The 25,856-nt window shown below is 62.3% G+C and carries 17 protein-coding genes and 1 riboswitch; of the genes, 12 read left to right on the plus strand and 5 right to left on the minus strand.

What is annotated here, in order from left to right; genetic code table 11:
* Positions 1 to 8 precede the first annotated feature (8 nt).
* Positions 9 to 449, minus strand: a complete 441-nt coding sequence (locus GTP46_RS17780; protein ID WP_161007975.1) for a Spy/CpxP family protein refolding chaperone — start codon at positions 447 to 449, stop codon at positions 9 to 11.
* 241 nt (positions 450 to 690) lie between these two features.
* On the opposite strand from GTP46_RS17780, the gene GTP46_RS17785 reads away from it, so the two are divergent.
* The 9 genes from GTP46_RS17785 to GTP46_RS17825 are packed head-to-tail and all read left to right on the plus strand — an operon-like array spanning position 691 to position 17,447.
* Positions 691 to 2,025 carry an efflux RND transporter periplasmic adaptor subunit gene (locus tag GTP46_RS17785; RefSeq protein ID WP_161007976.1) on the plus strand — a complete coding sequence of 445 codons (1,335 nt, stop codon included), beginning with the start codon at positions 691 to 693 and terminating at the stop codon, positions 2,023 to 2,025.
* A complete protein-coding gene (locus GTP46_RS17790) occupies positions 2,022 to 5,132 on the plus strand; it encodes an efflux RND transporter permease subunit (RefSeq protein WP_161007977.1) in 3,111 nt (1,036 codons plus the stop codon). The genes GTP46_RS17785 and GTP46_RS17790 overlap by 4 nt, the downstream gene beginning before the upstream one ends.
* Positions 5,129 to 8,392 (plus strand): efflux RND transporter permease subunit, encoded by a 3,264-nt coding sequence (locus tag GTP46_RS17795; RefSeq protein ID WP_161007978.1) that lies wholly within the window; start codon positions 5,129 to 5,131, stop codon positions 8,390 to 8,392. Before GTP46_RS17790 ends, GTP46_RS17795 begins: the two co-directional genes overlap by 4 nt.
* The gene (locus tag GTP46_RS17800) at positions 8,389 to 9,822 is read left to right on the plus strand and encodes an efflux transporter outer membrane subunit (RefSeq protein ID WP_161007979.1); all 1,434 of its coding nucleotides are present in this window, start codon (positions 8,389 to 8,391) and stop codon (positions 9,820 to 9,822) included. The genes GTP46_RS17795 and GTP46_RS17800 overlap by 4 nt, the downstream gene beginning before the upstream one ends.
* 52 nt (positions 9,823 to 9,874) lie before the next feature.
* Positions 9,875 to 12,430 carry a chemotaxis protein CheB gene (locus GTP46_RS17805; protein WP_229259002.1) on the plus strand — a complete coding sequence of 852 codons (2,556 nt, stop codon included), beginning with the start codon at positions 9,875 to 9,877 and terminating at the stop codon, positions 12,428 to 12,430.
* Positions 12,427 to 14,103, plus strand: coding sequence for a sensor histidine kinase (locus GTP46_RS17810; protein WP_161007980.1), 1,677 nt, complete (start codon positions 12,427 to 12,429; stop codon positions 14,101 to 14,103). The genes GTP46_RS17805 and GTP46_RS17810 overlap by 4 nt, the downstream gene beginning before the upstream one ends.
* Before the next feature lie 32 nt (positions 14,104 to 14,135).
* Complete coding sequence (locus GTP46_RS17815) at positions 14,136 to 16,271, plus strand: S46 family peptidase (protein WP_161007981.1); 2,136 nt, start codon at positions 14,136 to 14,138, stop codon at positions 16,269 to 16,271.
* Positions 16,272 to 16,315: 44 nt separating this feature from the next.
* Positions 16,316 to 16,924: a nicotinamide riboside transporter PnuC gene (gene pnuC, locus GTP46_RS17820; RefSeq protein WP_161007982.1), complete on the plus strand. Its 609-nt coding sequence runs from the start codon at positions 16,316 to 16,318 to the stop codon at positions 16,922 to 16,924.
* A gap of 7 nt (positions 16,925 to 16,931) precedes the next feature.
* The gene (locus GTP46_RS17825; RefSeq protein WP_161007983.1) at positions 16,932 to 17,447 is read left to right on the plus strand and encodes an AAA family ATPase; all 516 of its coding nucleotides are present in this window, start codon (positions 16,932 to 16,934) and stop codon (positions 17,445 to 17,447) included.
* On the opposite strand, the gene GTP46_RS17830 is transcribed toward GTP46_RS17825, so the two are convergent.
* On the minus strand, positions 17,444 to 19,588 hold the full coding sequence (locus tag GTP46_RS17830; RefSeq protein ID WP_161007984.1) for a TonB-dependent siderophore receptor: 2,145 nt from the start codon (positions 19,586 to 19,588) through the stop codon (positions 17,444 to 17,446). The genes GTP46_RS17825 and GTP46_RS17830 overlap by 4 nt on opposite strands.
* 55 nt (positions 19,589 to 19,643) lie before the next feature.
* Positions 19,644 to 19,743: riboswitch (TPP riboswitch) on the minus strand.
* Positions 19,744 to 19,854: 111 nt separating this feature from the next.
* Between GTP46_RS17830 and GTP46_RS17835 the strand changes: the two genes are divergently transcribed.
* Positions 19,855 to 20,346 (plus strand): Imm26 family immunity protein, encoded by a 492-nt coding sequence (locus GTP46_RS17835; RefSeq protein ID WP_161007985.1) that lies wholly within the window; start codon positions 19,855 to 19,857, stop codon positions 20,344 to 20,346.
* Here the strand turns inward: GTP46_RS17835 and GTP46_RS17840 are convergent.
* The 3 genes from GTP46_RS17840 to ompR are packed head-to-tail and all read right to left on the minus strand — an operon-like array spanning position 20,327 to position 23,128.
* Positions 20,327 to 21,004 carry a hypothetical protein gene (locus GTP46_RS17840; protein WP_229259003.1) on the minus strand — a complete coding sequence of 226 codons (678 nt, stop codon included), beginning with the start codon at positions 21,002 to 21,004 and terminating at the stop codon, positions 20,327 to 20,329. The genes GTP46_RS17835 and GTP46_RS17840 overlap by 20 nt on opposite strands.
* Positions 21,004 to 22,359, minus strand: coding sequence for an ATP-binding protein (locus tag GTP46_RS17845; RefSeq protein ID WP_161007986.1), 1,356 nt, complete (start codon positions 22,357 to 22,359; stop codon positions 21,004 to 21,006). Before GTP46_RS17845 ends, GTP46_RS17840 begins: the two co-directional genes overlap by 1 nt.
* 1 nt (position 22,360) lies before the next feature.
* Positions 22,361 to 23,128, minus strand: coding sequence for an osmolarity response regulator transcription factor OmpR (gene ompR / locus GTP46_RS17850; RefSeq protein ID WP_161007987.1), 768 nt, complete (start codon positions 23,126 to 23,128; stop codon positions 22,361 to 22,363).
* A 244-nt stretch (positions 23,129 to 23,372) separates the two neighbouring features.
* On the opposite strand from ompR, the gene GTP46_RS17855 reads away from it, so the two are divergent.
* Positions 23,373 to 23,684: a hypothetical protein gene (locus GTP46_RS17855; protein WP_371869688.1), complete on the plus strand. Its 312-nt coding sequence runs from the start codon at positions 23,373 to 23,375 to the stop codon at positions 23,682 to 23,684.
* 302 nt (positions 23,685 to 23,986) lie between these two features.
* Positions 23,987 to 25,783 carry a flagellar assembly protein A gene (locus tag GTP46_RS17860; RefSeq protein ID WP_161007988.1) on the plus strand — a complete coding sequence of 599 codons (1,797 nt, stop codon included), beginning with the start codon at positions 23,987 to 23,989 and terminating at the stop codon, positions 25,781 to 25,783.
* The last annotated feature ends 73 nt before the right edge of the window (positions 25,784 to 25,856 follow it).

Below are 25,856 nucleotides of genomic sequence, written 5' to 3' on the forward strand. Positions count from 1 at the left end.
TTATTTTATTACATGCCGCTGAATCGGCGTTCGTGTTTGCCCAGATGTTCGGCCAGTTTCTTGCGCTGTTCAGGCGTCAGTACGTCGCCGACATCGGCCACCAGCTGTACCAGCCGCTTCGAGGCCTTGTCGGCCAGCGCCAGGCCTTGCTGGCGCGTGGCTTCCAGTCCGGCGCGGTCGATGGTGGGCGCGCTGGCTTGTTCCAGTAGTTTTTTGTGCAACTCGTGCAGCTGTTCGTGCAGCGGTTTGAGGTCGGCCATCGCGGCTTGCACCAGCGGGTCGATCTTGGCTTTTTGCGCGTCGGTGGCTTGCACTTCGGCGTACAGGCGGCTGATGTGCGAGCCGTGGCCGTCGCCGTGATGGCGGTCGACGGCGTAGGCACCCACGCCCACGGCCAGGGTGGAGCCGAGCAGGAAGGCGGCGATGGTCTGGCGGTTGAAGAAGTTCATGATTGTCCTCGGTGAGTTGACAGTGGAGCCAGTATGCAAGCGGCACGTTGAGGAGCGATGTCGGCCCGGTAAAGATATGTAAAGCTAGATGAAGGATAAGTGCGCAAAGTCCTTGATTTGTAGCGAGTTTGTATCGCTATCGCGGCATAGACAGACATCGCCGGAGGCTTATGCTAGAGTCCTCGCATTGATAGTCATGGCGCGTTTGCCATGGCCACGCACGCCTACAAAAAGGATAACGATGGATTCGCAAGCCAAGCCGACTTTGAATGCCAACCCACCTAAACGCAGCCGCAAGATGGTCGGCAGCGTCATCGCCGTCGCCGTCATGGCGGCACTGGGCGGTTTGGCGTGGTACCTGACGCACCAGCCGGCGGGCGCCGGCGGCGCGGCCAGTGCGCAAGGCGCGGGCGGTCCTGGTCCCGGCGGCCCTGGCGGTCCAGGTGGTCCAGGTGGCGGTGGCCGCCGCGCACCGGCGACCACGGTTGGCGTGGCGACGGCGGAGAAGGCGGATATTCCGGTGACGCTGGAAGCGCTGGGCACGGTCACTGCGGCAGCTACCACCACGGTGCGTCCACAGGTATCGGGCATCTTGCAAACCGTGTTGTTCAAGGAAGGCCAGATGGTGAAGGCAGGGCAGGTGCTGGCGCAGATCGATCCACGCCAGTTCGAGATGTCGCTGATGCAGGCTACGGGTAATCGCCAGCGCGACGAAGCGCAGCTGGAAAACGCCAAGCTGACGCTGAACCGCTATCGCACGCTGTTGGGCCAGGACTCGATCGCGCGCCAGGACGTGGATACGCAGGCGGCGCTGGTCAAGCAATTGGAAGGCACGGTCATGACCGACAAGGCAGCCGAAGGTACGGCGCGCCTGAACCTCGGCTACACCAAGGTGATTGCGCCGATCTCTGGCCGCGTGGGCTTGCGCGCGGTGGATATCGGTAACCTGGTGGGCTCCAGCGATACCAACGGCATCGCCACGATTACGCAGCTGTCGCCAATTGATGTGGAATTCTCGATCCCGCAGGACAGCGTGCCGGAAGTCGCGCAGCGCGTGAACGACGGCGCCAGCCTGCCAGCGCTGGCGCTGGACCGCACCCGCACCAACACGCTCGATAGCGGCAAATTCTACGCGCTGGATAACCAGATCGATACGCAGACCGGTACCGTCAAGGCCAAGGCGCGCTTCGCCAACGCCAAGTTTGGACTGTTCCCTAGCCAGTTCGTGAACGTGCGCCTTGAACTGCGCACCATCAAGGACGCCGTCATGGTGCCGGTAACGGCGCTCCGCCACGGTACCAACGGCGACTTCGTGTACGTGCTGAAGGAAGACAAGACCGTCACCGTGCGTGCGGTCAAGCGCGGTGCGTCCGCCGTGGACAAGGTGCAGATTGCCGAAGGCCTGAAACTGGGTGAGCAGGTGATTACCGAGGGCGCCGACCGTTTGAAAGAAGGCGCGAAAGTGACGCTGCCGGGCCAGGGCGCTGGAAAAGGCGGCAAGGATGGCAAGGACGCTGCCTCGTCGCCGAACGGTGAACATCATCGCCGCAACAAGGAAGGCGCGGCAAAGCAATGAGTCCATCCGCACCATTCATCCAGCGTCCGGTAGCGACATCGCTGCTGATGCTGGCGATCGTCCTGGCGGGTATCGTCGGCTTCAAGTTCCTGCCTTTGTCGGCACTGCCACAGGTGGACTTCCCAACGATCCAGGTCCAGACGCTGTACCCGGGCGGCAGCCCTGAAGTGATGGCGCAAACCGTGACCGCGCCGCTGGAGCGCCAGTTCGGCGCGATGGCTGGCCTGTCGCGCATGAGCTCTACCAGCGCCGCCGGCGTCTCCATCATCACCCTGCAATTCGCGCTGGGGCAGTCGCTGGACGTGGCCGAACAGGAAGTGCAGGCGGCGATCAACGCCGGCAACTCGCTGCTGCCGACCGACCTACCGGCGCCGCCGGTCTACGCCAAAGTCAATCCGGCCGACGCGCCGGTGCTGACGCTGGCCATCACCTCCGACACGATGCCGCTGACGGAAGTGCAAAACATCGTCAACACGCGCCTGGCACTGAAGATCAGCCAAGTCTCAGGCGTCGGCCTCGTCACACTGAGCGGCGGCCAGCGTCCTGCGGTGCGGATCCAGGCCGACACCAACGCGCTGGCGTCCTACGGCCTTGGTCTCGACACGCTGCGTACCGCCATCACGGCCGCTAACGCCAATGGCGCCAAGGGTTCCTTCGACGGCCCAACCCGCGCCTACAGCATCAACGCCAACGACCAGCTGGTGACTGCCAAGGATTACAAAGAACTGATCCTGACTTACAAGAACGGCGCCCCGGTGCGCTTGGCCGACGTTGCTCAAGTAGTGGACAGCGCCGAGAACGTGGAACTGGGCGCTTGGTCCGGCACCTCGGCCGGTATCAGACAAGCCATCATCCTCAACGTGCAGCGTCAGCCTGGCGCCAACGTCATCGCCACCGTGGACGGCATCAAGGCGCGCCTGCCGGAGCTGCAAGCAGGCCTGCCAGGCGCCATTCATATGGAAGTGCTGAGCGACCGTACCACCGGCATCCGCGCCTCGGTCGAACACGTGGAGATTGAACTGGTGCTGGCGGTCGTGCTGGTGGTGCTGGTGATCTTCGCTTTCCTGCATAGCTTGCGCGCGACCGTGATTGCCTCGCTGTCGGTGCCGATTTCGCTGATCGGCACCTGCGGCGTGATGTACTTGCTCGGTTATTCGCTGAACAACCTGTCGCTGATGGCGCTCACCATCGCCACCGGTTTCGTGGTCGATGACGCCATCGTCATGATCGAGAACATCGCCCGCTACATTGAAGAAGGCGAAACGCCGATGGCTGCCGCGCTGAAAGGCGCCAAGCAAATCGGCTTCACCATCATCTCGCTGACGGTGTCGCTGATTGCGGTGCTGATTCCGCTGCTGTTCATGGGCGACGTGGTGGGCCGCCTGTTCCGTGAATTTGCAATCTCGCTGGCGATTACCATTTTGATTTCCGCCGTGGTGTCGCTGACGCTGGTGCCGATGATGTCGGCGCGCTGGCTGAAGAACCACGCCGACGAAAAGCCAACCCGCTTCGCACAGCGCTTCCAGCAATTCTTCGACTGGGTGATCCATCACTACGATACCTCGCTGACGTGGGTCATCAAGCATAGCGGCCTGACGCTGCTGGTAGCACTGGGCACCCTGGTGCTGACGGCGGTGCTGTACATTGTGATTCCAAAAGGCCTGTTCCCGACCCAGGACACCGGCCAGCTGCAAGCGCGCGTTGAAACCAGCAAAGCTGTTTCGTACGACAAGATGGCGGACCTGCAGCAGCAAGCTGCCAAGGCAATCCTCGAAGATCCGGACGTGAACAACCTGAGCTCCGTGGTGGGTGTGGATGCGGCCAACAACACCATGCTCCATACCGGCAGCATGCTGATTAACCTGAAGCACGAGCGTACCACCAGCCAGCAGGAGACCATGGACCGCCTGCGCGCACGCGTGGCCGAGATTCCGGGCCTGATACTGTACGTGCAGCCGACGCAGGACTTGACCATCGACGCTGAAAGCGGACCGACCCAGTTCCGCGTATCGATCGAAGGTGCGGACAACGCCACCGTCAACGAATGGGCGACCAAGCTGGCGGCGCAGATGCGCACCAAGCACCAGATCCGCAACGTGGTGTCGGACGTCGGCGCCAGCGCCAATGCGGCTTACGTCAGCGTGGACCGCGACACGGCTTCGCGCCTGTCAGTGACTGCCGCCGCGATTGACGATGCACTTTACAGCGCGTTTGGCCAGCGCATCGTTTCGACCATCTTCACCGAGACTAACCAGTACCGCGTGATTCTTGAAGCGCGCCGCGACGACATCAGCACGCCGGCCGATTTGGGCAACCTGCAGCTGAAGACCGGCTCCGGCAAAGCCACGCCGCTGTCGGCGGTGGCCACGGTAACCGAACGTCCGGCGCCGCTGCAAGTCACGCACGTGGCGCAGTATCCAGCCACCACGCTGGGCTTTGACACCGCAGCCGGCGTCTCGCTGGGCACCGCCGTGGACAGCATCCGCGAATCCGCCGCCGACATCAAGATGCCGGCCTCGGTGACCATGACCTTCCTCGGCGCAGCCGGTGCATATCAAAACTCGCTGTCGAATCAACTGTGGCTGATCCTGGCCGCCGTGATTTGCGTCTACATCGTGCTGGGCGTGCTGTACGAAAGCTATATCCACCCGCTGACCATTTTGTCGACGCTGCCGTCGGCCGGCGTAGGTGCTTTGCTGGCGCTGCTGATTACGGGGCAGGGACTGGGTGTGATCGGCATTATCGGTATCATCCTGCTGATCGGTATCGTGAAAAAGAACGCCATCATGATGATCGACTTCGCGATTGAAGCGGAGCGTGATGAAGGCAAGCCGCCGCGCGAAGCGATCCACCAGGCCGCGCTGCTGCGTTTCCGTCCGATTCTCATGACCACGCTGGCCGCGCTGTTTGCCGCCGTGCCGCTGATGCTGGGCTTTGGCGAAGGCGCGGAGCTGCGCCGCCCACTGGGCCTGGCCATCTTCGGTGGCCTGATCCTGAGCCAGATGCTGACGCTCTACACCACGCCGGTGATCTACCTCGGTTTCGACAGCCTGGCGCGCCGCCTGCGCGGCAAGCCTGTGGCGCAAGCTGAAGGTGGTGCGCTGTGAATCTGTCGTCTCCATTCGTCAAGCGCCCGATTGCGACCGTCCTGCTGACGGTCGGCGTGGCGCTGGCCGGCATCGGCGCGTTCTTCGTGCTGCCGGTGGCGCCGCTGCCGCAGGTGGATTTCCCGATCATTTCGGTGAACGCCACGCTGCCGGGCGCCAGCCCGTCCACCATGGCGACCAGCGTCTCGACGCCGCTGGAGCGCCATCTCGGCACCATCGCCGGGGTCAACGAAATGACCTCGCAGTCCAGCACCAGCACCTCCAACGTCATCTTGCAGTTCGACTTGAACCGCAATGTGGACTCGGTGGCGCGCGAAGTGCAGGCCGCAATTAACGCCAGCCGGGTCGACTTGCCGGCTACGCTGCGCAGCAACCCGACCTACCGCAAGGCTAACACCTCGGGCGCGCCGGCCATGATCCTGGCGCTGACTTCCAAGACCCGCACGCCGGGCCAGATTTACGATTCGGTGTCCAACATCGTGCTGCAACGCCTGTCGCAAGTGACCGGCGTAGGTGACGTGGAACTGGGCGGCAGCTCGCTGCCCGCCGTGCGTGTGGAACTGAACCCGTACGCTTTGAATAAGCAAGGTTTGTCGATGGAGGACGTGCGCGCTGCCGTCCAGGCTACCAACGCCAATCGCCCACGCGGTGCGATCCAGGGCGATGGCCGCCGCTTGCAGATTTACTCTGAATCGGCCAACGCCGTGGGTGGCCGCAGTGCTGCCGACTACCGTAACCTGATCGTCGGCTTCCGTAATGGCACGCCGATCCGCCTGCAGGACGTGGCGGAAGTAGTGGATGGGGTAGAGGACAATAATAACCTCGGCCTGTTCAACGGCGAACCGGCCATCATCGTCATCCTGCGTTCACAGGCCGGCGCCAATGTGATCGAAACGGTGGACAGCGTGCGCGCGCAGCTGCCGCTGTTGCAGGCGCAGTTGCCGCCGGATGTGACGATTCAAGTCGCCAGTGACAGCACCAATTCGATCCGCTCCTCGCTGCACGAAATTGAAGTCACGCTGATCATCTCGATCCTGCTGGTGGTGCTGGTGGTGAGCGTGTTCCTGCGTAATGTGCGGGCCACGATTGTGCCAACGGTGGCGACCATCGTGTCGCTGCTGGGTACTTTCGGCGTGATGTACCTGCTGGGCTTCAGCCTGAATAACCTGTCGCTGATGGCGCTGACCGTGGCCACCGGCTTTGTGGTCGATGACGCCATTGTGGTGCTGGAAAATACCACGCGCCATATCGAGGCCGGCATGGACCGCTTCAAGGCGGCCTTGCTGGGCGCGCGCGAGGTGGGCTTCACGGTGCTGTCGATCAGTCTTTCGCTGATCGCCGTGTTCATTCCATTGCTGTTCATGGGCGGCCAGTTTGGCGCACTGTTCAAGGAATTTGCCATCACGCTGTCGGCGGCGGTGATGATTTCGCTGGTGATCTCGCTGACTACCACGCCGATGATGTGCGCGTGGCTGCTGTCGCCGGATGCGCATGAAACCAAGCCGCCGGGCCGCATTGCGCGCTTCTTCGAGCGTGGTTTCGACATGCTCCTCAAGGGTTACGAGCATGCGCTGGACTGGGCGCTGCACAGCGTGTGGCTGGTGATGCTGAGCCTCGTATTCGTGATCGGCCTGAATTTCTACCTGTTCGCGGCGATTCCGAAAGGCGGCTTCCCGCAGCAGGACACGGGCCAGATCAGCGGCGGCATTCGCGCTGACCAGAGTATCTCGTTCCAGGCCATGCAGGGCAAGCTGCGCCAGCTGGTCAACATCATCAAGGAAGATCCGGATGTGGCCACGGTGGTGGGCTTTACCGGCGGCCGTCGCGCCGGTGGTGGCTTCATGTTCATCAACCTGAAGCCGGCCAACCAGCGCACGGTGGCAGGGCAGGCGGTGATTGCGCGGCTGCGGCCGAAACTGGCCAAGGTCACCGGCGTGAGCTTGTTCCTCAGCCCTGTGCAGGATCTGCGCGCGGGCGGACGTTCGGCCAACGCCAACTTCCAGTACACGCTGAAGTCCGACAATCAGGCCGACCTGAAAAAATGGGCCACGCGTCTGGCGGAAGCGATGAAGAGCCAGAAGGCGTTGACCGATGTCGACTCCGACCAGGCCGACAACGGCGTGGAGACCTTCGTCACCATCGACAAGCAAAGCGCGTCGCGTCTCGGCGTGTCGACCAAGGATATCGACAATGCGCTGTACAACAGCTTTGGCCAGCGCCAGGTAGCGACTATCTACGATGAGCTGAACCAGTATCACGTCATCATGGAAGTGCCGCGCTGGTTCGCCAAGAGCCCGGAAGCGCTGAACGATGTGTATGTGCCGTCAAAAGGCCTGCCTTCGCCATCGGCTTCCAATCCGAGTGGTGCGCCGACCGTAACTACGACCACCACCAGCGCTTCCGGCGCTACCACGACCACCGCCACGGCGGCCAACGTGGCGGCGCCGGCGGTGAAGGATGCGTCGTCCGGCTCCGCGCTGAGCACCACGGCCACCACCATGGTGCCGTTGTCGACGCTGGCGTCGTTCGCTGAAAGCTCGGCCGCCACCTCGATCAACCACCAGGACGGCGAACTGGCCACCACCATCGCTTTCAACCTGGCCGACGGCGCCAGCTTGTCCGACGCTGCCGCGCAAATCGCGCAGGCGGAAGCGGAAATCGCCATGCCGAATAATGTACGCGGCAGCTTTGCTGGTTCGGCCAAGGCGGCGCAGGACAGCAACAAGTCCTTGCCGCTGCTGATCCTTGCCGCCATCGTGGTGATTTACATCGTGCTGGGCATCTTGTACGAAAGCCTGGTGCATCCGGTGACGGTGCTGACTACCTTGCCATCGGCAGGCGTGGGCGCGGTGTTGGCGCTGTTGATTTTCAAGATGGAGTTCTCGACGATTTCCCTGATCGGCATCTTCCTGCTGATCGGTATCGTCAAGAAGAACGCCATCCTGATTATCGACTTTGCGCTGGAGACCGAGCGTTCACGCGGCCTGCCGCCGCTTGAAGCCGTGCGCGAAGCCTGCATGCTGCGCTTCCGTCCCATCCTGATGACCACCGTGGCCGCCGCACTGGGCGCGCTGCCGCTGGCGATTGGTTTCGGCGAAGGCTCGGAACTGCGCCAGCCGCTGGGCGTCGCCATTATCGGCGGCCTGATTGCCAGCCAGTGCCTGACACTGCTGACCACTCCCGTCGTCTACATTTTGATGGACAAGCTGCGCCGCCGCAGTCCGTCCGAACAACAACTGAGCCGCATGATCACACCATGAGCAAATACGCACCAACTCCCCGTTATCCCTTGATCGCGCTGGCCGTGGCGTCGGCGCTGCTGACCGCCTGCTCGGTGACGCCAACCTACAAAACGCCGGATGCACCGCAGCCGTCGGCCTACAAGGAAGCGCCGGGCGACGCCGATCGCGCCGCCGCCGGCTGGACCGCCGCTGCGCCGGCCGACACGCTGGAACGCGGCCCATGGTGGCAGTTGTTCGGCGATCCGCTGCTGAACCAGATGGCCGATACCATCGAGGTGAATAACCAGAACGTGGCCGCCGCTGTGGCCTCGTACGCGCAAGCGCGCGCCATCGTCGCCGAGCAGCGCGCCACGCTGTTCCCGAGTGTGGACCTGAACGGCAGCGCCACCCGCTCCGGTGGCGGCGGTGACACCAAGACCGCCAACCAATACCGCGCCAACATCGGCGCCAGCTGGGAACCTGACGTGTGGGGCAAGCTGCGCGCCGGCGTAGGCAACGCCAACGCCAGCCTGCAAGCCAGCGCTGCCGACCTGGCCGCAGCGCGCCTGTCGGCACAAGGCGAACTGGCCACCAACTACTTCTCGCTGCGCCAGACCGACGCCGAGAAAGCGCTGTTGGACGCCACGGTAGACGGCTACGCGCGCGTGCTGCAAATTACGCAGAACCGTTTCGACGCCGGCATCGCCGCCAAGTCCGACCTGCTGCAAGCGCAAACGCAGCTGGCCAGTGCGCAGATCGACCAGATTACGCTGGTACGCCAGCGCGCCACTTACGAACACGCCATCGCCGTCTTGCTGGGCAAAGCGGCCGGCGACTATGCGTTGGCGCCGGCCGAGTGGAAGATCGTGGTGCCGGACGTGCCGACCGGCGTGCCATCGACGCTGCTGCAGCGCCGTCCTGACATCGCCGCTGCCGAGCGCCGCGTGGCTGCCGCCAACGAGCAAATCGGCATCGCCCGCAGCGCCTACTTCCCGAGCCTGAACTTGACTGGTTCCTTCGGCTACGGCGCGGCGTCCACCGGCGGCTTGTTCAACGCTTCCAATAATTTATGGTCGCTCGGTTTGTCGGCGGCGCAGACGCTGTTCGACGCCGGCGCCACCAAGGCCCGTGTCAGCGGCGCTGAGGCGGCGCGCGACCAGGCCATCGCCAGCTATCGCCAGACCGTGCTGACCGCGTTTGCCGATGTCGAGAACCAGTTGACCGCGACCCGCACCTTGGCGCAGCAACAGGACCTGCGCAAGACTGCATCCGAAGCGGCCGACCAGGTCGAGGTGCAGATGCTGAACCGTTATCGCGCGGGGCAGGTCAGCTACAGCGATGTGGTGACCGCGCAAACCACGGCGCTGAGCGCGCGTCGTTCGCTGGTGCAGGCGCAGGTCGACCGCCAGACTACGGCGATTGCGCTCATCCAGTCGCTGGGCGGCGGCTGGCATGCGCAGAAGGACTAAGCTGCAGGAGTAGGCTGATATAATCATCTGGCAAGATTAATGATATGCCACGATGACCAAAAAAAGCGCTCCTTCTGCTGCCGCAACGCTGATGCCCATCGTAGGCATCGGCGCCTCTGCCGGCGGGCTCGATCCGATCTGTGAGTTCCTGGTCAGCGTACCGCCAGCAAGCGGCTTCGCCTATGTGGTGGTGCAGCACCTGGATCCACTCCACAAATGCATGCTGCCGGAACTACTGCAGCGCATGACCACCATGATCGTGTGCGAGATCGAGGATGGCATGGCGGTTGAGGCCAATCGCGTCTACGTCATCCCGCCCAACCACGACCTGAGTGTCGAGCACTATCACTTTGCGCTGCACCCGGCCAGTGGCCGGCGCGGGCACCACCTGCCGATTGATATCTTCTTCAAGTCATTGGCTGCGCATAGCCGCGATATCGCGGTCGGCATCGTGTTCTCCGGCATGGGGGCGGACGGCTCGCTGGGCATGAAGGCGATCCGCGACAATGGCGGCCTGACGCTGGCGCAGCTGCCGTCGTCGGCCCGTTTCGATCCCATGCCGTCCAGCGCCATCGCCGCGCGCGCGGTGGACATCGTCGATCTTCCGGGCCAGATGGCGACCCGCATCGCCGAGTGGTGGAGCACGCAGGAATCCGGCCTGCCGGAGCAGGCGATGATCCAGCGCGAGGGCTTGCAGCAGTTGTTCCAGCTGCTGCTCAAGCAGACCGGCGCCAACTTCTCCGACTATAAACTGAGCACAGTCCTGCGCCGTATCGACCGCCGTATGAAGCTGCGCCAGTGTGGTTCGCTGGCCGACTACGTGAAGTTCATGCGCGCCAATCCTGCCGAGGTGGAGCTGCTGTTCAAGGAATTGCTGATCGGTGTGACCAACTTCTTCCGCGATCCCAAAGTGTGGGAATACTTGATGAACAGCGCACTGCCGCAGCTGATCGCCGAGCATCCGGAAGGCGCTTCCTTCAAAGCCTGGGTAGCGGCTTGCTCGACCGGCGAAGAGGCATACTCGCTGGCGATCGCCTTCAACGAGGTGCTGGAACGCCTGCGGCCGACAGCGCGCTACACGCTGCAAATCTTCGCCACCGACCTTGACGACGACGCGGTTGACCAGGCGCGCCAAGGCGTATTTGGCGCCGACATTGAGGCCGATATCGCGCCAGATATGCTGCAGCGCTACTTCATGCTGGCCGAGAAGGGCGGCTATCGCATCCGCAAAGATGTGCGCAACATGATCATCTTCGCGCGCCAGAACGTGATCTCCGATCCACCGTTCACCAAGCTTGATATCCTGTGCTGCCGCAACCTGCTGATCTACTTCACGGCCAAGCTGCAAGAACAACTGATCCCGCTATTCCACTATGCCCTGCGCACCGGCGGCCTGCTGATGCTGGGTAGCGCCGATACGCCGGGCCACTTCAGCGAATTGTTTACGCCGATGGCCGGGGCAGGGCGCATCTACCGGCGACTGGACGCATCCATCCATCGCGTGGCAAACTACTTCCCAACGCGCGTTAGCAGCGCGTCGACGCCTACTGTTATTGAACCTATCAATCCTTCCATGAACGGTAATCTCCAAAACCAGGTCGAGCAGCAGCTGCTCAAGAAGCATGCACCGGCTGCGGTGTTGCTGAATGCCCACGGCGACATCCTTTACATCCATGGCCGCACCGGGGCGTATCTCGAACCTGCGGCGGGCAAAGCCAATTGGAATATCCATGCGATGGCGCGTGATGGGCTGCGCCACGAGATGGCGGAGCTACTTAAGCGCGCCACGCAGGAGCAGGGCATGATTGCGGTGCGCGGCTTGATCCAGCGCGACGAAACCGGCAAAGGTTCGCACGCGCTGGACCTGACGGCGGAGGCGATGTCCGAAACCGGCCCGCTGCCCGGCACTGTGCTGCTGACTTTCGCCAGCGTGCCGCTGCCGCCGAAGAAGCGCCGCACCCGCTCCACCAATCCCTATGTGCTGGAGCTGGAGCAGCAACTGGCGCAATCGCGACTGGAGATCCAGGCGGTGCGCGATGAGATGCAGGCCTCGCGCGAAGAACTCAAGTCGGCCAACGAGGAACTGCAATCGACCAACGAGGAGCTGCAGTCCACCAATGAGGAGCTGACCACTTCCAAGGAAGAGATGCAGTCGCTGAACGAGGAGCTCTACACCGTCAACGCCGAGCTGCAATCCAAGGTGGACGACCTGTCGCTGGTCAACGGCGACATGAAAAATCTGCTCAACAGCACCGACGTCGCCACCATCTTCCTCGACAGCGAATTGCGGATCCGCCGCTTCACCGACCAGACCACGCATATTTACAAGCTGATACCGAGCGATGTTAATCGCCCGCTGAGCGACATCGTCAACGACCTGCTGTACACTGACCTGGAAGAAGATGCGCAGCACGTGTTGCGCACCCTGGTGTTCTGCGAGAAGCAAATCGAAACGCGCAGCGGTGGCTGGTACACCATGCGCATCCGGCCTTACCGCACGGTGGACAATGTGATCGACGGCGTCGTCGTCACCTTCATCAACATCACGGAACTGAAGCAGATGGAAGCGCGCCTGCTGGTGCAATCCAAGGACACTGACCGCAAATGATCAAACGCTCGCGCCCTGAGCTGGATCCTGGCCAGCTGCGCGAGATCGCGGAGTGGACGGCGGCATCGCGGTCAAACCAGCCCCCGGCCGATGCCGATAGCGATCAACTGAAGCACTGGCATGAGCTGCAAGTGAGCCAGATCGAGCTCAATATGCAGCAGCAGGCGCTGGCCGAGCTGCAAAGCGAGCGCGATGAAGCGGACGTCATGCACCAGCGCTATGCTGCGCTATACGACCAGGCGCCGGCCGGCTACCTGTCGTTGAACAGCGGCGGCGAGATCGTTCGCGCCAACCTGGCTGCCGGCGAATTATTGCAGTGCCGGCGTGATGCCTTGATCGACAAGCGTTTCGAACAGTTTCTGGCGCCGCAGGCGCAGATCGGGTGGCGGCGTTTCCTGAATCAGTTGTTTGAAAGTGGAACACGCGCCGTGATGGAGGCGCCGCTATTCGATCCGGCTACGCCGGACGGCGCCTCGGCGCAGCGGCGCGTACGCGTTGAGGCTAATCTGGATGTGGAGCTGTCGCGCTGCCGCATGATCCTCACCGACATCGGCACGCCCGATGTGCGCGACGCTGCCCGGTTGCGCGCCATGCGGGTGCTGGACAATATCAACGAGGGCGTTCTGGTATGTGATGTGGCGCAGAACATCGTCTCCGTCAACCACGCATTCACCGTGTTGACCGGCTACCCGGTAGAAGAGGCACTGGGCCGCAATCCGCGTTTCCTTGGCCGACAGGATGCCCATCCACGTGGCTATCACGCCAGCGCCATGCACCAGCTACGCACCGCAGGGCGCTGGGAGGGAGATGTCTTCAATCGCCGCCGTGACGGCTCCGCCTACGTGGCGCATATGTCGCTGACGGTGATCCGCGACGACGATGGCGCGATCAGCTATTTCATCGGCGTGTTCTCGGACGTGACGGCGCAGCGCGAAGCCGATGCCGCGCAACTGCGCTGGTCGCAGGAGCTCGATGCGCGAGTAGAGGAGCGCACCGCCGAGCTGCTTGAGTCGCGCGAGCAGCTGCGCAAGCTGGCGGTGCATCTGGAGGTGGTGAAAGAGGAAGAGCGCAAGCGCATCGCGCGCGACGTGCACGATGAACTGGGCCAGAACCTGCTGGCGCTGCGTATCGACATGTCCATGCTCAGCGCACGTACCAGCGTGCAGCATGGATTGCTGCACCAGCGCGTGAATGCGGCGCTGGAAACTGTCGACGCCACCATTCGCAGCGTGCGAGGCATTATGAACGAACTGTGGCCGCCGGTGCTGGATCTCGGCTTGGCGGCGGCACTGGAGTGGCAGGCCGCTGAATTCCGCAAACGCAGTGGTCTGGCCTGTATGCTGGTGCTGCCGGAGGAGGCGGCGCTGGGCGGCGTGTCGCAGGATATGGCGACGGTGCTGTTCCGCGCCGTGCAGGAAGCCTTGAGCAATGTGCGCCGTCATGCCGCGGCCAGCCGGGTCGAAATCGCGCTGTCGGCGAGCGGCGGGCGGCTGGTCCTGAGCGTGGCCGACGATGGTGTGGGCATGGAGCCATTGAGTGATGCGCGGCGTGGTGCCGACGATTCCTTTGGCCTGATCGGCATGCGCCAGCGCGTGACGGCGCAGGGCGGCCGGCTCGATATCGCCAGCCCGGCGGGCGGCGGCTGTAGGCTGACGCTGAGCTTCGATCTATAATATCGGCGCCGTAATTCAACTGGGGCCGTATCTTGTTAAAATATTTAGTCATTCCAGCCGCGCTGCTGTGCGCCACGAGCGCACATGCAGACGAAGGCCAATGGCAGCCATACCAGCTGCCGCAACTGAAATCCGAACTGAAACGCGTGGGCATCGCCATCCCGGCGGAAAAGCTTGCCGATTTGTCCAAACACCCGATGAGCGCCATCGTGTCGCTGGGCGGCTGCTCGGCGTCGTTCGTGTCGGGCGACGGTTTGGTGGTCACCAATCACCACTGCGGGTACGGCGCCATCCAGCGCAACTCGACCCCTGAACATAATTACATCGCCAACGGCTTCCTCGCCAAGACCCGCGCCGAAGAGCTGCCGGGCGGCCCGAATACGCTGGTGTACGTGACCGACAAAGTGGAAAACGTCACCAGCCGCGTGCTGAAAGACGTAACGCCGGCCATGAGCGGCAAGCAGCGCAGCGAAGCGGTGGAGCGCGCCATCAAGGCGCTGATCGCCGAATGCGAGAGCGACAAGTTCTATCGCTGCTCGGTGCCGGCTTTCCATCGCGGCCTTGAGTACTACCGCATCCGCCAGATGATGATCCGCGACGTGCGCCTGGTGTACGCGCCGGCCAACTCGCTGGGTGACTTTGGCGGCGATATCGATAACTACGAATGGCCGCGCCACGTTGGCGACTACTCGTTCCTGCGCGCCTACGTCGGCAAGGATGGCCGTCCCGCCGATCCGTCGCCGGACAACGTGCCTTATAAATCCAAGGACTTCCTCGTCGTTTCGGCTGCGGGCCTGAAGAACGGCGACCCGGTGCTGTTGGCCGGCTACCCTGGCCGCACCAGCCGTTACAAGCTGCCGGCGGAAATCCGCTACGCGCGCGACGCCGCTTATCCGGCCAAGGCTGCCGAGATTCAGTCGGACCTGAATGTGATCGCTGAAGCCACCGCCAGCAGCGAAGGCAACGCCGTGCGTTACGCCAGCGTGGTGAAGAGCCTCAATAACGTGATGAAGAAGACGCGCGGCCTGGTGGACGGCTTCGCGCGCAAGGACATCGCCGCCATCAAGGACGTGCAGGACGCCGAGTTCCGTGCGTGGTACGGCAAGCAACCGGCCGCCAACAAAGCCTTGCTGGCAGAACTGGATGCGCTGATCGCCGCCGACATCGCCCTGAGCGATGAGGAATTCGGCTACGGCGTGGCCACCACCGGCGACCTGCTGAAAAGCGGCAGCACCCTGTATCGCCTGGCGCAGGAAAGCGCCAAGCCGGATGCGGAGCGCGAGAGCGGCTACCAGCAGCGCGATTTGGCCTTCATCAAGGCGCGCCTGAATCGCCTCGAGCAGTCGTATGTCGGCAGCGTAGACCAGGCTCGCTTGGTCGCGGCCCTGCAGCGCTACGCCAAGCTGCCAAAGTCGATGCACGTGAGCGGCCTCGATGGGTTGCTGCCATCGGTGGACGCCGTGCCTGCGTTGTTCGCGCAGTCGCAGCTGGGCGACACCGCGCAGCGCCTGTCGTGGGTAGGCAAGGACGCCGCCGCCATTACCGCGTCCGATGACGCCTTCCTCAAACTGGCGGTGAAGATCGATGGCGTGACGCAGTCGCTGAAAGAGCGCCGCAAGGAATTGGATGGTAATCTGGAACGCGTGATCCCGCAGTACATGGCGGCCGTCATCGCGTGGAAGAAGTCGCAGGGCAAACCGGTGTATCCTGATGCGAATTCGACGCTGCGTGTGACTTATGGCACCGTGTCGCCTTACTCGCCGAAGGACGGCATCACCAAAGGCCCGTTCACCACCATCGAAGGCATCGTTGAGAAGAACACTGGCAAGGAACCGTTCAATGCGCCGGCCAATCTGCTGGAAGCCATCAAGGCCAAGCGCTATGGCCAGTTCAAGGATCCGATTCTGGGCACCGTGCCGGTTGACTTCCTGACCAGCGCCGACACCACCGGCGGCAACTCCGGTTCGGCGGTAATGAACAAGAACGGTGAGCTGATTGGCCTGAACTTTGATTCGACCTACGAGTCCATCACCAAGGACTGGTACTTTGACCGTGAGATCACCCGCGCCATTCACATGGATATCCGGTATATGCTGTGGGTGATGGCGGAAGTCGATCATGCCGACAACCTGCTCAAAGAAATGACTATCAAGTACCCTAAAAAATGAATACGCTGACGCTCCTTCTTGCGAGTTGGATAAATACTGCAAATATGCCATTACACTTGGCAGTATTTGCCACGACGCCGTTGGAGCTGTTGTCGTTCATTTTGTCGGTGGCGACGGTGTGGTTCAACATTCGCCAGAGCCATTGGGGCTGGTTGTTTGCGATCATTTCGTCGGCCACTTACGGTCTGGTGTTTTTTGGCTCGCGGCTTTATGGCGACATGGGCTTGCAGCTGGTATTCATCGCTGTCTCGATCTTCGGCTGGTATCAATGGCTGCATGGCGACGATAGCCACGACAAGCTGCCCGTCACTTCGCTCGACGCGCGCGGCCGCTGGACCGCTGCCGCTGCATGGCTGGGCGGCTTTGCGGTGCTGGCGTGGTTCCTCAAGACCTACACCGATACCGACGTACCGAACTCGGACGGCTTCCTCACTGCTGGTTCGCTGGTCGGTCAGCTGCTGCTGTCGCGGAAGAAGATCGAGAACTGGCACGTGTGGATCATAGTCGACGTGTTGTACGTGGCGCTGTACCTGCACAAAAACCTGATCCTGACCGCGATCCTGTACCTGGTGTTCGTCGGCATGGCGATCGTCGGTCTGCGCGCATGGAGTGGCGACGCCGATACGGGCGGCCGCCGCCTCGCAATGGAATAAATTCGGAATGAAACGCATCGCCATCCTCGGCACGGCGTCCTCCGGCAAGACCACGCTGGCCGCCGCGCTGGCGCAGCGCTATGGCACCGTGTGGGTGCCGGAATATTTGCGGGAGTTTGTCGACACGGTAGAACGCGTGCCGGTGGAAACGGACCAGATCCACATCGCCCGCACGCAGCTGGAGCGCGAGGCCGAAGCTGCGCTGCGCGCGCAGCACCTCCTGTTTTGCGATACCACGCCGCTGATGACGGCAGTCTACAGCCGCCACTACTTCGGCGGCATCGATGCGCAGCTTGCGCCGCTGGCGGATGCCCATCCGCAGCGCTACGACCTCACAATCGTAACGGCCGCCGACATTCCATGGGAAGCGGATGGGTTGATGCGGGAAAATGAGGAAGTCAGCATCACGATCAATCGCATGCTGATGGAAGAGCTGTCGGCACGCGGGATTCCCTACGTGCCGGTCAGCGGTAGCGTTGAGCAGCGCGTCGCCGCTGTGGCGGACGCGCTGGCCAAACTTTAAAGGTCGAACTGCGCCGAGATGCGGAAGGTGCGCGTAGCACCCGGCATCAGGTAGCCGCCCAGGTCCGGCGTTACATCGCGCCAGTAGAACTTGTCGAACGCATTGTCGATACCGGCGCGGAAGGTGGTGCCAACATCGCCGATGCGGGTGGCGTACGATGCGCTCAAATTCACCACGTGGTAGCTCGGTACGAACACGGTGTTGGCCGCGTCGAAGGCTTTCTTGCCCGAGTACTGCCAGTTGGCGCCGACTTTCAAGCCTTCCACTTGCGGCACTGCGTAATCGGCGTACACCGACGATTTGAACGCGGCGACGTCGGTCACGCGCTTGCCGTCGAAGTCTGTCGAACCGGTGTCGTGCTGCTGCGTGTTCAGCGCGGTGGCTGATACGCCCACCGTCAGCTCGCGGGTGGCACGGCCGTTCAGTGCTACTTCCAGGCCGCGGTTCTGCGCTTCGCCGTTACGCACGTAGACCTGGTTGGCGTCCGTGTATTCCAGGCCTTTGCGGATCTGGAACAGCGCCACGGTGGCGCTCAGGTCCTGGCGGATGTCCGCTTTCACGCCCACTTCCACTTGCTTCGATTTGCTCGGATCCAGTGCGCGGTGCTGGTTGACGGTGCCGATCGGCGCCACGCCGCCATGCTCCAGGCCTTGTGCGTACGAGACGTAGGTTGACACGTTAGGACGCAGGTTGTACACCAGCGCCACGTTTGGCAGCCAGAAGCCGATATCGGTGTGTGCGTACGGCAGCACCGTCACGCCTTTGTCATCCTTGCCCACGTATTCATCGCGCTTGACTTGCACGTAGCGTGCGCCGGCGTGCAGCTTCAGTTGCTGATTCCGGCTGACGATGTCTTGTGCGAACAGGGCGCGTTCATTGTCGCGGCGGCGTTCGGAGACTGGGCCACTGTCGCCCGGCGCAGGCGCTACCACTACCGGATGGTAGATGTTGCTGACGCCCGACAAGTCGTACAGGTAGTCGCCCCATTTTTCGCTGTTCTTGAAGAACGATGCGCCGCCGGTGAATTCATGCTTGATGCCTGCGGTAGCGAAGCGGCCTTGCAGCAATGCTTGCGCGGTCAGCGGCGATTTTTTCTCGCCCTTGCTGATGTAGTTGTAGACGTCATAGTCGCCATTGCCGCAGAAGCCAGGGTACAGGTCCTGATCGCCGCAGCCGTAAGGGAAGGCGGTGTAGTCGTCGCGCTTGAACTGGTGCTGGTTGGCGCTGATGGTGGCGTTCCACTCCGGCGAGAACTGGTAGGCGAAACGCACGCCGACGTTGCTGCTGGTGGTTTCCACCGGGCGGCTCCACGGCTGGTCGTTCAGCATGGTGTCGGCATCAACCTTCGGCAGGGTGGCGTTGTTCAGCAGCTGGAAGCCCGGCGCGGTGATTTGCGATTTGCGCTGATAGTCGCCGTCGATCTGCAGCAGCGCTTGCGGCGAGAGTTGCCAGTCGAAAGCGGCGGAGACGAATTTGCGGTTGCCGTCCGCGCCCTTGATGTAGGAGCGCAGGCGTTCAGCGGCGGCGTTGATGCGGTAGCCGAAGCGGGTATCTTCAAAGCGGCCGCCCAGGTCGACGGCGCCGTACAGCGTGCCGCGTTCACGGGTTTCCAGCACCACGCTGCGCAGCGGCGTGTCGGTCGGACGCTTGGTGACGAAGTTGATGATGCCGCCCGGCGCGCTGACGCCGGCCTGCAGGCCGGACAAGCCTTTCAGTACTTCGATGCGTTCCTTGTTCTCCAGCGGGATTTGGGTGTCGCCGGTGATGGCAGTGCCGTCCTTGCGGTAGCTCGACGCGTTATCGAGCTTGAAGCCGCGGATCGAGAACTGCTCGGCGTAGCCGACGGCGTTGTAGGCGTCACTCAGGCTAGCGTCGAATTTGGCGGCGTCGGTGACGGAGCGGATTTGCAGGTCCAGCATCTGCTGGGACGTCAGCACGCTGACCGAGGCTGGCGTTTCCAGCAGCGGTGCGTTGGTGAAGCCGGCCACGCTGGCCGTGCTGGCGCGGGTTTTGGCGGCGGTAACGACGACTTCCTGCAACGGCTGCTCAGGTGCGTTCGTTTCTTCAGCGCGCACGGCGCCGGAAGTCATCTGTAAAACCGCCAATGCGATGGCGGACACTGCGAAGTTTGGTGTGGACATATCTGCTCTCTACTTGTTCGGCTGGGAGCCGCGAAGAGAGCCATCAAAGGAGGGGAGAACCACATTTGCGCTTTCCTTCGCTGGCATTATCCAGATCAGGTACGAAGGGTATCTCTCACCCGGAAACGACGTTCCCAGGACCCCTAGCGAGCCGCCAGTGTAACACAAGTGTCACGCACGCCTTGCCGGCGATGGCGTGCGCCGTGTTTTGCGCGGCGTGGCTACACTGCGGACTTGCGCCGCTGGGTGCTGTTGAAAGGATGTGAATGAAGCAGTCGTATCAAGAGGGGAGCTGGTTTGCCGTGCCATTGCTGGACGGCGGCTATGGTTGGGGTTTGGTGGCGCGTCTGTCGCCCGGTAGTAAAATCATGCTCGCGTATTTGTTCGGTCCCAAGCTGGCGCGCTTGCCGTCGGCGGATGAGTTGAATACCTTGCGTCCGCAGGACGCGGTCAAGGTGCTGCGTTGTGGTGACATGGCGCTGGCCAGCGGCCATTGGCGCGTGCTGGGCGAAATCGATATGTGGGATGCCGCCATGTGGCCGGTGCCGCAGTTCCTGCGCCGCGCCGATGCGCTCAAGCGCGCGTGGCGCGTGACGTATGCCGATGCGGACCCGAGCCGTTCGGAGCGCGAGGAATCAGTCCCGTATGAGCCCGACGGGCTGGAGGCGGATTCGCTGTACGGCTATGGTTCGGCCGAGCTGCTGTTGACCAAGCTACTGGAAGCGCCGGATCATCCGATCAATCAGCAGCGCAGTTGACGTTCCAGGCCGCGTATTCGCCGCGGCTCTTGCGCACGGCAACGCGCACGTGCGTGTCGCGGTCACTCTCGAACACCATGCCCACCATTGCTGGAGCGCCGTTGGATGGCGGCGCCGGCTCGATGGCGCTCAGGCGGAAGGTCAGGGCGCGTTGGCGCGCGCAGCCAGAATTGCCGGCGAACAGAAGGCGGGCGCGCAGCAGCAGCTCGCGGTGCTGGCGCAGCAGCGCGGTGGCGTCGGCGTTGGCAACGGCAGGATCCATGCGCACGGTGTACTGTGCGGCGGCGCAAACGACGTTTGGTGTCGCCAGCCAGACGTACCATTCCGGCTCGGCGGCTGATTGCTGCCAGCGCTGGCCTTTCGGCGCCTTGGCGTCGTACAGATAGCTGGTGCGGACCTGGCGGCACAGTTCTGGCGAATGGTGGCGCGGTGCGGAATCGACGCGTGCGATGACTTGCCACGGTTCGCCGCGACGGCGCTGGATGTCGAAGGCAGGGGCGAACAGCGACGGACCGCCGCTGACGCGCGCCGGCACTTGTTCGCGGTAGAACTCATCGAAAGAGTTGCGCTCTTCAGCGCTTGGCTCGCGTGTTTGCATGGCCGGCGCAGCATGGATTGCGCCGGCGACAGCGGCGGCAATCAAAAATACCCACCGCATCACAGTCCTTTCATCACGATCTGGATGTGCAGGCCGCCGCCTTCGCGGTTGCGTACAATCAGCTCGGCATTATGGCGCGTCATTACGCGGTCGACGATGGCCAGGCCCAGGCCTGCGCCGTTGGCCTGGCCGCGCGCCGCATCCAGCCGCGTGAAAGGCTTGAGCAGTTGCTCGATCTGCTCCGGCGGCACGCCGACGCCATGATCCTGCACTTCAATCGTCACGCGTTTCGACGTGTGCATGCCTTTGACGCTGCACTTGATGTCAATCTCGGTGAGATCCTGTCCCGGCGTCTTGCCGTAGCGGCGCGCGTTCTCAATCAGGTTATTGATCACGCGCTTGATGTCGGTGGCGTTGCCCATTGCGTGCGCGCCTGGTGCGATGTCGGTGTTGATCAGCACATCCGGTAGGCGCGACGCCTCATGCGCGGTATCGCTTAACAGCTCGCTGATATCGATGTTGATAAAGCTGGAAGCCTCGGTCGGCTTGGCGTAGTCGAGGAACTGGCCGATGATGGCGTCCATCTGGCCGATATCGGACTGCATGCCTTCGCGCGCATCGTCCGACAGGTGAGCCATCTCCACCTCCAGCTGCATGCGCGCCAGCGGCGTGCGCAAATCGTGCGAGATGCCCGCCAAAATCACCGCACGGTCGGATTCAACTTGTTGAAGATCGTCGACCATCTGGTTGAAGCTGCGGTTGGCCTCCATGATTTCGAGCGGGCCTTTTTCCGGCAGCGGCGCCGGGCGTTTGCCTTGTGCGAAATCGCGCGTGGCCTGCGTCAAACGGCGCAGTGGAAGATTGATCAGGCTTGAAATAAAGGCGGCGCCCAGCAGTGACACCACCGACACCACGCTGGCCCAGCCCAGCCACTGGATGCCGGTCAGGCCGCGTATGCGTTCGCGTTCCAGCATCAGCCAGTACTGGTCATCATCGATATTGAAGCTGACCCAGAAACCGGCCACCCCATTCACCTTGGCCGAGAAGCGCGTATCTGCACCCAGCTTGGCCTTCACCAGCTTTTCGATATCCGGCATCAGCGCGTTGTCGGCCGGCGGTTCGACCTTGTCGTCTTCCTCCAGCGGGAACACGCGGATGCCTTCATTCGACACCAGCTCGAACAGCAGTTCGCGCCGCAGTTCTGGCGCTGAGTGAGTGAGGGCGGCGTGGGTGATGGTGACCACCGAGATCACCTGCGCGGAGATTTGCTGTACCTGCGGCTCGTGCTGCACCACGCTGATCATGCCGACCCACGCCGTCATGCTGGTGGTGGTCAATGCGCCAAGCAGGAAGAAGGTGCGCCAGAATAAGCCGCTTTTCAGGCTGGCGAGGCGTAAGGGAAACGGCAACTTCATATTAGCGAGGCTGACCCTCCGGGATGAACACATAGCCCAGGCCCCACACGGTCTGGATGTACAGCGGGCTAGATGGATCCGGCTCGATCAGTTTGCGCAGGCGCGAAATCTGTACGTCCAGGCTGCGGTCGAACACTTCGTATTCGCGGCCGCGTGCCAGTTCCATCAGCTTCTCGCGCGACAGCGGCTGGCGCGCATGGCGGGCAAACACTTTCAGCACCGAGAATTCGCCGGTGGTCAGCGGCACGGTCTCGCCATTTTTCTTCAGTGTGCGCGTGCCCAGGTCCAGCACGAACTGGCCGAACTCAAAGGTCTGCGGCGTTTCCGATGGCGCACCCGGGATTTCGTCCGGGCCGCGGCGACGCAGCACGGCGCCGATGCGGGCCACCAGCTCGCGTGGGTTGAAGGGCTTCGGCAGGTAATCGTCCGCGCCCATTTCCAGGCCGACGATGCGGTCCACGTCTTCGCCTTTGGCGGTCAGCATGATGATCGGGGTCTGATCGCCGGCGCCGCGCAGGCGGCGGCAGATCGACAGACCGTCTTCGCCTGGCAGCATCAGGTCCAGCACCAGCAGGTCGTAGCGCTCGCGCAGCCACAGCTTGTTCATGGCGGTCGCGCTTTCGGCGGTGAAGACGTTAAAGCCTTGTTCTGTGAGGTAGCGGCGCAGCAGGTCGCGCAGGCGCACGTCGTCGTCGACCACCATGATCTTGGCGGCGTGGCCGTTCGAGCTGGCGGTGTTGTTGCTGGATTCTGTCGGTGTACTAGTCATTTGTCAGCCAGATTTGTCTTATTCATGTTGCTATGGTAACGTCATAATCGTCCTGCGAAAACGCGCACGGGACAACCCATTACAAATTATTACAAACTTTACCCAATTAGCCTTACCCCCTCGGTCAAAGCATCATACACTGCGGGCATAGATTCAGCTCCTTAGGAACGCCATGTTCATCGATCACAAAAAAATATCTGCGGCAGCTAGCGCATCTTTTTGCGTTCGATTTTTCTCGGCTTCCGTGCTGGCCTGTTGTGCCGCGCTGGCCCATGCGGATGGCGGCGATGGTCCGCGCCGCGAAGCGCCGCAGCAGAATCAACAGCAGCAGGGCGCGCGCAGTGAGCAGCGCCCGGCCGCCAACGACAATCGCCAGATGGATCCGCGCAGCTACGAAGCACGCGCGGAAGAACAGCGCCGCGCCATGCAGGAAGCCAGCCGCAATGCGGAAATGAACCGCCGCGTCGGCCGCATGACGCCGGACGAACGCCGCGACCTGCGGCGCCAGATCAACGAAGTGGGCCAGGATCTGTACGCCAACCCGCCACGTCGTTAATTGCCAGGCAATTAAACATATCAAAACAATATAATTAATATTTAAATTGTATTGATGTGTATCAATAACTTCACAGTTGTGCCGTTTTCGGCATCAATTTTCCTTCTTTTTTCATGGTCTGCGTGTAAGATAAATTAATCACACGCAACGCCTTCCGGCCCGAGCGTGCCGTTTGGAGGAAGACCGTGGTTCAAGACGTTGCATCCGCAGCGCTAGCCGCCGGCCAGGAGCCAGAAGCTTCCGGTCCCGGCTTGCCTATTGGTTTGGGAAAGCTGGCGGACGGAATTTACATTGATTTGGGCATGAGCAAACCATCGCTGGTCGCCGCGATAACGCACGTGTTCCAGTCAGGCTGGTATTTTGTCGGCCTCAGTTATCCAGCACTGCTGAAAGCTTTGTACGATGTGGGCCCGGCGCTCGCTCCCGGCCAGCAGTCGCTGCGCCTTGCCGACGATGTGCGCGTTTTCGACGGCAACCGTCTGGCGCTGTACAAGTCGCCGAAGATGAGTCTCTCCTACGCCGAATACTATTTTCAGCAGCTGTACCAGGAAGAGATGACGCTGCCGGATGGCACCGTGATCCCCGAACGTCCGGTGTATCTCGACATCGACGAATTCATCGCCGACATGTGGAACAAGGGTATTCGCTTCGGCATCGACGTGGCGGCTGTGAAGGCGGCCATGACGTCGACCAAACCTGATCGCATCACCTTTGCTACCGATCTTGATCCGGAAAAAGGGCAAGATGCGACGGTGGTGGAGGTGTCGTCGGACCTGCACCGCAGCGATGCACCCAAGGCGCGCGCGGACGGCCGCATCGATCTGCAAAGCTTCCAGAACCGCTTCCCGCAAATCAAGGCGAATATGCAGCTGCTGAAAAAGCTGCCGCCGATACCTGGCCTGCCTGGCTTTGATCTTGCAGGCCGCAAGACCGATCCCGAGCCGCCCAAAGATTTGACGCTGCGCTTCCTGGCTGGCGAAGGCACGGAAGCGAAGATGTTTGAAGACGGCGAATACCTGGTCTCCACGCGCGAAGGCTTTCTCAGCGTGGACTCCAAGTCGAACCGCATCTCCATCAACGACAAGATCATCAGCCTGGAAGGCGTGAGCGGCCGCACTACCGGCAACTTGCAGCTGGCCGGCGCGTATGAAGAATATGGCGACGTGCAGGAGCAGCGCGAAGTCACCGGCAGCGACATCACGGTGCACGGTAATGTCTACGGCAATATCAGTTCGCGCGGCGGCACGGTGGTGCTGGATAAGAACCTGGTCAGCGGCAGCGTGCATAACACGGCCGGCAGTATCAACATCGCTGGCGTGGCGTCGAATGCTGTGATTTACGCGGCTAACGGCGCCGTCACCATCAATCGCGCCGAGAACTGCGTTATCTCCGGCACCAGTGTGAAATTGGTGGAGGCATCCAACTGCGAGATCATCGCCGATGAGGTCTTCATCGAGGTGGCCGAGGGCTGTGCAGTCGCAGGCCGCAACGTGGAAGTGGAGAGCGCCGGTCCGCGCCGCCGTGCCGAAATGCTGATCTACGTGTTGGTGAAAGACGTGACGCAGTTCGATCAGGAGATCGAAGAACTGGAGCAGCGCGTGGCTGCGTTTGCGCAGGCGAATGTCGCCAGCCAGGAAGAGATCACGCGCCTGTCTACATTGCCCGATGTGCGCCGCTACCTCGCGCTGGCCTCCAAGCTGCGCACGCAGGAACTGGTGCTGACGCCGGAACAAGGCCAGCACCTGCGCAAGATCGCCGGCGCGGTGGCGGAGGAGATCAAGGTGCTGCACAAGCTGCAGCAGGATTTGCAAGTCGGCCAGACGCAGCACAAACTGCTGCAGGACCGGCTGGCGCGCGTGATCGAGCAAAAGGTGGAAGCAGCCGGCATCTCGCGCTGCGGCCTGCACATGGTCAGCGGCGAGACAATCGTGCGCACCATGCCGTTCGCCGGCGACACTGCAGTCATGCGCGCGTTGCCGCCCAAGGATCTCAAGCAGCGTTTGCGCGGCACGCCGACTGGCGGTGAATTGCTGTTTGCGGAAGGCGTGGGTTCGCTGGACTGGCATTTGAATCCGCGCCAGCGGTTCGCGCCCGCTTGAAGCGGCTGGCGCAAGCAGTGCGTAACATGCTAATCTTGGACTAACATCAAAAAGTGAAGGGCCGGATCGGCCC

It is taken from the genome of Duganella flavida (assembly GCF_009857445.1).
GTDB lineage: Bacteria > Pseudomonadota > Gammaproteobacteria > Burkholderiales > Burkholderiaceae_D > Rugamonas > Rugamonas flavida.